We start from the raw sequence: 9,628 nt of genomic DNA on the forward strand, positions 1-9,628 counted from the left end.
CCGTCCTCGGCCCCGTCCTCCGCGCCGCACGCCACGCCGCTCGCCACCGCGACCAGGGCGGGCGCGCCGGGCCCGGGGACCGCGGGCGGCCCCGGGCGCGCGTCCGGTAACGCCGCCGCGGGCACCGCCGTCCGGTTGGCCGCGTACCAGCCGACCGACCCGGACGGCACCGTCGAGCTCGCCAAGGGATCGAAGGGGTCCGGCGGCTCCTCGGGCTCCTCCGGTTCGAAGGGCTCCAAGGGCTCCAAGGGGTCGAAGACCGGTCGCACGGTGCACCACCACATCGACCACTACGACTCCGACGACCACAACGGCGGCGGAAACGGCAACGGCCACTGCCACAGCGACCCGACGCCGCTGCCCACCGACTCCTCGTCCCCGGGCCGGCCGCTGCCCCCGACGCCGACTCCGCCCCCGCCGGCGGTCAAGCCGACACCGGCACCGGCCCTGCCGACCAAGCGCTGACCCCCGGCGAGCGCTGACCCCCGGCCGAGCGCTGACCCCCGGCCGAGCCGGGACGCCGCCGGTCAGTCCAGGACCGGGTCCAGCCCGAGGACCCGGTCCTGCTCCGCCTCCGCCTCACGGCGCACCAGGCGGTACCACATGAAGACCACGAACCCGGCGAAGACGAACCACTCCAGGGTGTAGCCCAGGTTCTGGAACGCGCGCAGCGTCAGCCCGTCCCCGCCCTGCGGCTGCACGGACGGCACGGTGACCAGCCCGGCGGGCGCGTCGTCGGCGGCCACCCAGCCGTCGTACCAGCCGTCGTACTCCAGCACGTTCAGCAGCGACGCCCGGTTGATCATGCCCAGCTGTCCGGCGGGCAGGCCGCCCGCCACCGCCCCGTTGCTGCCCACGGACTCGTTGGCCTGCAGACGCCCGGTCACCGTCACCTGTCCGCCCGGCGGCGGCTCGGCGGCGGTGGGGGCCCCCGCCGCCCAACCCCGCACCACGGCCACGGCGTGCCCGTCGGCGGTGCGCAGCGGGGTGAGCACGTAGTAGCCCTGCTTGCCGTCCACCACCCGGTTGGGGACGAGCAGTTGGTGCTCGGTGTCGTAGCTGCCGGTCACCGTGACGGCCTTGCCGACGGTCTCCGTGCTCACCTGCGGGTTCGCCTGGTCGAGCAGCGCGTCGATCGGGCGGGCTTCACTCGAAGCGGTGAGCGCCTGCTTGGTCTCCTGGTGCGTGGACACCCGGTCCTCGAACCGGCCGAGCTGCCAGGAGCCCAGCCACAGGCAGACCGCCACGGCCGCCACGGCCACGACGGTGCCGCCGAGCCAGCGCGGAGTCAGGAGGAACCGGTACACACCCCCACGGTAACCACTCCTCACACCCGCCCGGCCTCCGACCCCCGGGCCCGGACCGGCGGCGTGCTCCCGGCGCGTCCGGAGTCACCCCGCCGTCGGAGAGCCCGACGGCTGCGGTGCCGGACCGCCGAGGCTCTGGACGCCACCGCGGTAGACGGTGCCGCTGCACGACACCGGCAGGATCGCCGTGGCGGCCGCCGGGCTGCCGGGGGCCGGGGTGTGGGCGACGGTCACGGCGGGCGGCGCGGTGGTCGGGTTGCCGGTCGGGGGCACGGTCGGGCTGGGGGCGCCGGTGGGGCCCGCCGACGGGGACGAGGAGGCCGGCGGATTGGCGCTGGCCTCCTCGCTGGGTACGGAGGCCGGAGCACCGGACTCGGCGGCGGGGAGGTCCGCGCGCAGCGCCGCCTTGTAGAGGCCGTTCGACGGGGTGGTCAGGGCGCCCGAGCCGCCACAGGTCTGGTCCGGAACCCACGCGAACGGCACCCGGTACCCGGCCCGCGGCGCGAGCACCGGGGGCTCCCCGTCCATCGCCGGCAGGCCGGCGGCCGGGTCGCCCGGGGTGTGGTCGGCGGTGCGGACGCGGCCGCGGTCGCCGCCGCTGACGGCGGTGACCGCCACCGAGCCCGGCCCGCCGAGCCGGCAGCTGTGCCCGGAGGTGTTGTAGACGGTGAACGAGCCGTAGATCCGCCCGGCGGCGTCGGCCGTGCCGACCTGTCCGAGGCCCTCACCGAGGTCCGAGCGGGTGCAGAGCGGGACGATGCCGACGTCCCCGGCGCCGGAGGTCCCGGTGGGCGCGATGCCGCCGTCCGTCTGCGTCAGCCCGCCGCCGGGGGTGTGCGGGGCCGTGGACACGCCGGGTGACGGAGAGGCGTCGCCGGTGCCGCTCGGGTCCGTGTGCGGGGCCGCACCGGTGCCCCCGGCGGTGCCGGCGGTGCTGGGGGAGGTGGCCGCCGGGCTCTTGGCGTCGGCCGAGCCGGGGCCGCCGGAGAGCCCCAGGTGCTCGCCCTCGTGCAGGACGGGCAGGCCGATCGCGACGACGAAGGCCAGCGCGGCCGCCCCGGTCCAGGCACCGCGCCGGGCTGCCCGGCGGCGGGGCACGGCCCGCCGGATCCGCGGCAGTCCGCCGACCGAGGGCTGGATGCCGGAGACGGCGCCGTGCAGCAGCTCGCGCAGCGCCCGCTCCTCGGTGGACAGGTCCAGCAGCTCCGGGACCTCGCCGACCGGACGGTCCGGCCCGGGAGCGGCGGTGCCGGGAGCGCCCGTCCCCGGGGTGCCGGTGCCGGGGGTGCCGGTGCCGGGGGTGCCGGTGCCGAGGGTACCGGTGCCGGGGGTACCGGTGCCGGGAGCGGCGGCTCCGCGGCCGCCGGTCGCGTCCCCGTCGGGGGCCCCGTCCGCCGGTCGCCGACGACTGCCGTCCGGCTCAGCCATGTCCGGCCTCCATCTGGACGCGGAGGGCGGCGAGTCCCCGCGAGCCGTAGGCCTTCACCGAGCCGAGCGAGATGCCCAGGGTCTCGGCGACCTGCGCCTCCGTCATGTCCACGAAGTAACGCAGCACCAGAACCTCCCGCTGACGGCGTTGCAGACCACGCAGCGCGGCCTTCAACTGGTCGCGCTCCAGGGCATCGTAAGCACCTTCTTCTGCACTGGCCATGTCAGGCATGGGCTTCGGCAGCAGTCGCAGCCCGAGGATGCGGCGGCGCAGCGTGGAGCGGGACAGGTTGACGACCGTCTGCCTCAGGTAGGCCAGCGTCTTCTCGGGCTCGCGCACCCGGCGCCGGGCGGCGTGCACCCGGATGAACGCCTCCTGGACGACGTCCTCGCAGGTCGAGAGGTCGTCGAGGAGCAGCGCGGCGAGCCGCAGCAGTGAGCGGTAGTGCGCCTGGTAGGTCTCGGTGAGGAGGTCCTCGCTGGTACCCGCGTCGGTACCCGCGCCGGAGTCCGCCGCACCGGGTGCGGCCGCCGTCATATGGTCTTCTTCCGGCCTACTCGCAGGCCACGGGGCGCGCGACGGGAAGGACACCGCGGCTCTCGCCGGGATGCCCGCCCTTGCCCCCACCATCACGTTCGCCACGCACGTTGGACACTCGATCCCCTGTCATGGTTGCCCCGGCCGGGGCCCATTCTTCCGCATCGACGGAAGAGGCCTCCAGGGGATTCCCACGGGATTCCGGACGGATTGTGTCGAGGAGCGAACACAGGTATGGACACATGTGGGCACATCGGAACGTGCCGGGGCCGGTCGGGGCCGGCCTGACGGGCCCGGCCCGGTGGTTCCGGCCCGGTGCTTCCAGCCCGTCGATCCAGCCCGGTGGTCCAGCCCGGGGGTCCTAGCCCGCCGGCTCGTCCGGCTCCGTCGGCTCGGCCGCGGGCTCACCCGCCGTCAGCTCCTCCGCCACCAGCTCGGCCAGCTGCACCAGGTTGAGCGCCGCCCCCTTGCGCAGGTTGTCCCCGCACAGGAAGAGGTCCAGCGCGTCCGGCTCGTCCAGAGCGCGGCGGACCCGCCCGACCCAGACCGGATCCGTCCCGACCACGTCGTTCGGCGTCGGGAACTCGCCCGCCGACGGGTCGTCGTAGAGGACCACGCCCGGAGCGTCCCGCAGGATGTCCTGCGCGTGCTCCTGGGTGACCTCGCGTTCGAAGCGCGCGTGCACCGCCAGCGCGTGGGTGCGGACGACGGGGATGTGGACGCAGGTCGCCGAGACCTTCAGGGCGGGCAGGCCGAGGACCTTGCGGGACTCGTCGCGGATGCCCGCCTCCTGGGCGGACCAGCCGCCCTCGCGCAGCCCGCCGGTCCACGGCACCGCGTTGAGCGCGAGCGGGGCGGCGAACGGCCCCTGATCGGCGATCAGCGCCCGCAGGTCGCCGGTCTGCCGACCGACCGCGGTGCCCGCCACCAGCCCGGTCTGCGCGCGCAGCGCCGCCTCGCCGGCCCGGCCCTCGCCGCCGGCGGCCTGGTAGGTGGCGACCACGAGCTGCGCCAGCCCGTACTCGGCGTGCAGCGCGCCGACCGCGGCGATCATCGCCAGGGTGGTGCCGGCCGGACTGGCCACGATGCCGCGCGGGCGGATCCGCAGCGCGGCCGCGTTGACCTCGGGGACGACCAGCGGCACGTCCTCGGCGGTCCGGAAGACGGCCGAGTCGTCGATCACCACGACGCCCTTGGCCGCCGCGATCGGCGCCCACTGGGCGGAGACCGGGTCGGGGACGGCGAACACGGCGACGTCGATCCCCGCGAAGGCCTCCTCGGCCAGCGCGAGGACCTCGACGGCCTCCCCGCGCACCATCGCCGTACGGCCGGCCGAGCGCGGGGAGGCGACGAGTCGGATCTCGCCCCAGACGTCCCGGCGGAGGGAGAGCAGCCCGAGCAGCACCTCGCCGACCGCGCCGGTGGCGCCGACGACGGCGAGGCCGGGACGCCGGGTCATCGCCCGGCGCCGCGGCGGAGCGCGGTGCCCTGGCGGGGCGCGGCGCTCCGGCTCGGGGCCGGGGTCATCGCCCGGCGCTCCCGCTCCGTTCCCGGGTCATCGCCCGGTGCCGCCGTAGACGACGGCCTCGTCGCTCTCGCTGTCCAGGCCGAAGGCGCTGTGCACGGCGCGGACGGCCTCCGGCACGTCCTCGGCGCGAGTGACCACCGAGATGCGGATCTCCGAGGTGGAGATCAGCTCGATGTTGACGCCCGCGGCGGACAACGCCTCGAAGAAGGTCGCCGTGACACCCGGGTTGGAGCGCATGCCGGCGCCGACCAGCGAGATCTTGCCGATCGCGTCGTCGTAGCGCAGCGACTCGTAGCCGATGCCCTCCTTGACCCGGCCCAGCGCGTCGATGGCCTTCTGGCCCTCGGTCTTCGGCAGGGTGAAGGAGATGTCGGTCAGGCCGGTCGACGCGGCGGAGACGTTCTGCACCACCATGTCGATGTTGACCTCGGCGTCGGCGATGGCGCGGAAGATGCGCGCCGCCTCGCCCGGCTTGTCGGGCACGCCGACGACGGTGACCTTGGCCTCGGAGGTGTCGTGGGCGACTCCGGAGATGATGGCCTGCTCCATCTCGCCCCCTTCGGGCTTGTGCGGGTTGTCGTTGCTGACGATCGTCCCGGGAAGACCCGAGAAGGACGAGCGTACGTGAATCGGGATGTTGTAGCGACGGGCGTACTCGACGCACCGGTCGAGCAGCACCTTGGAACCCGACGAGGCCAGCTCCAGCATGTCCTCGTAGGCGATCCAGTCGATCTTGCGGGCCTTCTTCACCACGCGGGGGTCGGCGGTGAACACGCCGTCCACGTCGGTGTAGATCTCGCAGACCTCGGCCTTGAGCGCGGCGGCGAGCGCCACGGCGGTGGTGTCCGAGCCGCCCCGGCCCAGCGTGGTGATGTCCTTGCTGGTCTGGGAGACGCCCTGGAAGCCCGCCACGATCGCGATGTTGCCCTGGTCCAGGGCGGTGCGGATGCGGCCGGGCGTCACGTCGATGATGCGCGCCTTGTTGTGCACGGAGTCGGTGATGACACCGGCCTGGCTGCCCGTGAAGGACTGCGCCTCGTGACCCAGGGATTTGATCGCCATGGCCAGCAGCGCCATGGAGATGCGCTCTCCAGCGGTCAGCAGCATGTCGAACTCACGGCCGGCAGGCAGCGGTGACACCTGCTCCGCGAGTTCGATGAGCTCGTCCGTCGTGTCGCCCATCGCGGACACCACGACGACGACCTCATGGCCGGCCTTCTTGGCGTCAACGATCCGACGGGCCACGCGCTTGATGCCTTCGGCATCCGCAACGGATGAGCCGCCGTACTTCTGCACGACAAGGCCCACGTGCGCTCCTCGACTCGAAGTCTTTTCCGGGGGCTACGGGCCCCCGTACCCCCCTGGGGAGAGGGGGGTGCGGTCGTCGTCAGTCTACCGAGCAGGGGTGCCGCGACTGGCGCTTTCCATATGGTGAGACGGTAGTTTCAGCACGTGAGCGGCCGTACGGGGGGCCACCGCCGTCAGGTCTGCGGGCGATTCGGCACGGCTCCGAAGAATCGGCGGATCGGAGGACGGTGATCCGGCCGGATTTCTTTTCCGGCCGATTCGCTGAGGCATCCGTCACAATCCGAAGGCACTGACGAAAGCACTTCCGAAGATGCCTCCGGAGGCGCTGCCGCGGAATGCCGCATACCGCGTGCGGCCGTCCGCAGGCCGCCGCCGGCACTCCGCCCCGGGTGTGTCGCCCCCCGCGTGTCGGCGGCCGCGTGTCGGCGGCCGGCCACCCGGGAGCGGCCTACCGCCCGAGCCCGAGCTCGGCCGCCATCAGGTCGCCCGCCTGCTGCTCCAGCTGCTCGTCGGTGAGACCGTCGTCGTCGGTGTCCGCGCCGTCCGGCACCGCGCCGAGCGGACTGTCCAGCCTGACGTGGGCGATCAGCGACTGCAGGGCCCGCAGCACCGCCGTGCAGGTCGTGCCCCAGTTCGAGAGGTACGAGAACTGCCACCACCACAGCGCCTCGCTGACCCGGCCCTCGCGGTAGTGGGTCAGGCCGTGCTGGAGCTCGCTGACCACGCCGGCCAGGTCGTCCGAGATCCGGAAGGCGTTGGGCTTCTCCGGCGGGCCGTACGGGTCGAAGACCTCGTGGTAGACGTCGATCGGCGCGAGCAGCTCGGCGAGGCGCTCGCGCAGCTGCTCGCCGTCCGGCTCCGGGCCCGCGTCGGGCTCGAAGCGGTCCTCCGGGACGACGTCCTCGATCGCTCCCAGCCGGCCGCCGGCCAGCAGCAGCTGCGAGACCTCCAGGAGCAGCAGCGAGACCGCGCTGCCGGGCTCGTCGCCCTTGGCGACCTCGGTGACGGCGAGCACGAAGCTCTCCACCGAGTCGGCGATCTGCACGGCGAAGTCGTCCGGCTCCGAGCCGTGGCCGTGGGTGTGCGGGGCGTGCGCCCCCTCGTGCGGGGCGGCTGCCCCCGGTTCCCCGTGGGACTGCTGGTGGGGGGTGTGGGGCTGCTGGTTGATCGTCCGGTCAGACATCGAGCAGTCGTCTCCCTTCGAAGGCGCGGCCGAGGGTGACCTCGTCCGCGTACTCCAGATCCCCGCCGACGGGCAGGCCGCTCGCCAGACGGGTCACCTTCAGGCCCATCGGCTTGCAGAGCCGGGCCAGGTAGGTGGCGGTCGCCTCCCCCTCCAGGTTGGGGTCGGTGGCCAGGATCAGCTCGGTGACAGTGCCGTCCGCGAGGCGCGACAGCAGCTCGCGGATGCGCAGGTCGTCCGGGCCGACGCCCTCGATGGGGCTGATCGCGCCGCCCAGCACGTGGTAGCGGCCGCGGAACTCACGGGTGCGCTCGATGGCGACGACGTCCTTGGGCTCCTCGACCACGCAGATGACCGCGAGGTCGCGGCGCGGGTCCAGGCAGACCCGGCACTGCTCGGCCTCCGCGACGTTGCCGCAGACCGCGCAGAAGCGGACCTTGTCCTTGACCTCCAGCAGCGCGTGCGCCAGCCGGCGCACGTCGGTCGGGTCGGCCTGCAGGACGTGGAAGGCGATCCGCTGGGCGCTCTTGGGCCCGACGCCGGGCAGCCTGCCCAGTTCGTCGATCAGGTCCTGAACCACGCCCTCGTACAACGTCGCGCCTTCCCTCGGATGGTCGGTGGTGCCGGGTGACCGGCGGTACCGGATGGTCGGTGGTGTCGGACGGCCCGGCGGGTGCCGGGTGACCGGCGGTACCGGACGGCCGGCGGTACCGGACGGCCGGCGGTACCGGACGGCCGGCGGGTGCCGGACCGTCGGTGCTGCCGAACGAGCGGCGGTGCCGGACGGCCGGCGGTGCCGGACGGCCGGTGGTGCTCCGGTGCCATCATCCAACGAATCGGGCGTCGGACACAGCGCCCGACGCCCGACTCCCACATAAATCACATGGGTCTGTCGTCTGAACTACAGACTGTTCGACCCGAAAGTCGGTCGACCCGAAAGCCGGTCGTCAGAACGGCAGGCCGGGGATGCCGCCGCCGCCCAGGCCCTGGGTCAGCGGCCCCATGCGCTCGGCCTGCATCTTCTGCGCGGTCTGGTTGGCGTCCCGGACGGCCGCCAGGATCAGGTCCGCCAGGGTCTCGGTGTCCTCCGGGTCCACCGCGGCCGGGGCGATGGTCAGCGCCACCAGCTCGCCGGCACCGGTCACCGTCGCCTCGACCAGGCCGCCGCCCGCCGTACCGTTCACCTTCGTCTCGGCCAGCTCCTGCTGGGCCTTCGCGAAATCCTGCTGCATCTTCTGCGCCTGCTTCAGCAGCTGCTGCATGTTGGGCTGGCCACCACCGGGGAACACGGCTGTCTCCTTGCTGTCACGGCTGTCTTGCGATGCTTCGTCCGTCACCGCCGAGCCTACGTGCTGCCCACTGCCCCGGGTCCCGGACCGGGGCCGGATCAGGGTCGGCTCAGGGGCGGCCGAGGGCCGGGGGCCCGGCCCGGATCAGGACCCCTGGTGGTGGATCTCCTCCAGCACCGTCGCACCCAGCTCGCGGATGATCAGCTCCTGGCCGGAGAACACGTCCTCCTTGAGGTCCGGGTCGTCCGCCTCCGGGATGTCGTCCTCCGGGGCCACCGACCGCACCGACCGGACCGGCGGAGCCGACGGCGGGGCCTGCACCGGCGCGGGCGCCACGGGCGGAGCCTGCACCGGCGCCGGCACGGCCTGGACCGGCGGAGCCTGCACGGGCGCCGGAGCGGGGGCGGGCATCGCCGGAGCGGCCGCCACCGGACGCGCCGGGGCTCCCCAGCCCCCGCCGCCCTGAGCACCTCCGCCCGGCGCACCGCCCCCCGGGCCGGCGGAGCCGCCGGACGGGTCGACGATGCACTCGATCCGCCAGTCCACGCCCAGCGTGTCGGCCAGCGCGGCGCGCAGCACGTCCTCGCTGTTGCTGCCGACGAAACTGTCCCGGGCGCCGGCGTTGATGAAGGACACCTGGAGCACGCTGCCGTCGAAACCGGCCACCTGGCCGTTCTGGCTGAGCAGGATCCAGGTGAAGCGGCGGCGGTTCTTCACCGCCTCCAGGATCTGCGGCCACAGCTGCCGCACCTGCGCGGCACCCTGCTGCGCGGACGCCGACGGCTGCCCGCCGGGAGCCGCCGCCGGGGCTGAGGCCGGTGCGGGCACGGGGGCCGGTGCCTGGGCCTGGACGGCCTGCGGCTGCTGCGCCGCAGGCGGCGCCGCGGGAGCCGTGGGAGCCGTAGGAGCCGTGGGAGCCGCCGCGGGGGCGCCTCCGGCGGGCGGGAACGCGCAGCTTGACGTTCGCCAGCGGCGGGATCTGGGGCTTGTCCTGGGCCTTGTAGTCGACCAGCGTGATCTTGGTGTTGGCCGGGGCCTTGGTGTTGG

The 9,628-nt window shown here is 74.0% G+C and carries 8 protein-coding genes and 2 pseudogenes; 1 reads left to right on the forward strand and 9 read right to left on the reverse strand.

Annotated elements, in window-relative coordinates:
* Window positions 1-465 (forward strand): annotated as a pseudogene (locus tag AB0E96_RS33790) (hypothetical protein); the annotation flags it as partial.
* A 62-nt stretch (window positions 466-527) separates the two neighbouring features.
* Here the strand turns inward: AB0E96_RS33790 and AB0E96_RS33795 are convergent.
* The 9 genes and pseudogenes from AB0E96_RS33795 to AB0E96_RS33835 form a co-directional block, all read right to left on the reverse strand.
* Window positions 528-1,307, reverse strand: a complete 780-nt coding sequence (locus AB0E96_RS33795; RefSeq protein WP_359829619.1) for an SURF1 family protein — start codon at window positions 1,305-1,307, stop codon at window positions 528-530.
* An 84-nt stretch (window positions 1,308-1,391) separates the two neighbouring features.
* Entirely contained in the window at window positions 1,392-2,735 is a 1,344-nt protein-coding gene (locus AB0E96_RS33800; protein ID WP_359829620.1) for a hypothetical protein, read from the reverse strand.
* A complete protein-coding gene (locus AB0E96_RS33805) occupies window positions 2,728-3,273 on the reverse strand; it encodes a SigE family RNA polymerase sigma factor (protein WP_350517356.1) in 546 nt (181 codons plus the stop codon). Before AB0E96_RS33805 ends, AB0E96_RS33800 begins: the two co-directional genes overlap by 8 nt.
* A gap of 361 nt (window positions 3,274-3,634) precedes the next feature.
* On the reverse strand, window positions 3,635-4,732 hold the full coding sequence (locus AB0E96_RS33810; RefSeq protein WP_359829621.1) for an aspartate-semialdehyde dehydrogenase: 1,098 nt from the start codon (window positions 4,730-4,732) through the stop codon (window positions 3,635-3,637).
* A gap of 96 nt (window positions 4,733-4,828) precedes the next feature.
* Window positions 4,829-6,109 (reverse strand): aspartate kinase, encoded by a 1,281-nt coding sequence (locus AB0E96_RS33815; protein WP_359829622.1) that lies wholly within the window; start codon window positions 6,107-6,109, stop codon window positions 4,829-4,831.
* A 448-nt stretch (window positions 6,110-6,557) separates the two neighbouring features.
* Entirely contained in the window at window positions 6,558-7,292 is a 735-nt protein-coding gene (locus tag AB0E96_RS33820; RefSeq protein WP_359829623.1) for a DUF5063 domain-containing protein, read from the reverse strand.
* Window positions 7,285-7,884, reverse strand: coding sequence for a recombination mediator RecR (recR, locus tag AB0E96_RS33825; RefSeq protein WP_218198914.1), 600 nt, complete (start codon window positions 7,882-7,884; stop codon window positions 7,285-7,287). Before recR ends, AB0E96_RS33820 begins: the two co-directional genes overlap by 8 nt.
* Before the next feature lie 355 nt (window positions 7,885-8,239).
* Entirely contained in the window at window positions 8,240-8,581 is a 342-nt protein-coding gene (locus AB0E96_RS33830; protein WP_359829624.1) for a YbaB/EbfC family nucleoid-associated protein, read from the reverse strand.
* 144 nt (window positions 8,582-8,725) lie between these two features.
* Window positions 8,726-9,427 (reverse strand): annotated as a pseudogene (locus tag AB0E96_RS33835) (DNA polymerase III subunit gamma and tau); the annotation flags it as partial.
* Between the last annotated feature and the right edge of the window lie 201 nt (window positions 9,428-9,628).

The sequence above is a fragment of the Kitasatospora sp. NPDC036755 genome, assembly GCF_040636595.1.
GTDB lineage: Bacteria > Actinomycetota > Actinomycetes > Streptomycetales > Streptomycetaceae > Kitasatospora.

Bases quoted from the DNA above. Each gene is read 5' to 3' on its own strand.
- AB0E96_RS33800 (WP_359829620.1), bottom strand. From the start codon at position 2,735: ATGGCTGAGCCGGACGGCAGTCGTCGGCGACCGGCGGACGGGGCCCCC.
- AB0E96_RS33805 (WP_350517356.1), bottom strand. From the start codon at position 3,273: ATGACGGCGGCCGCACCCGGTGCGGCGGACTCCGGCGCGGGTACCGAC.
- AB0E96_RS33810 (WP_359829621.1), bottom strand. From the start codon at position 4,732: ATGACCCGGCGTCCCGGCCTCGCCGTCGTCGGCGCCACCGGCGCGGTC.
- AB0E96_RS33820 (WP_359829623.1), bottom strand. From the start codon at position 7,292: ATGTCTGACCGGACGATCAACCAGCAGCCCCACACCCCCCACCAGCAG.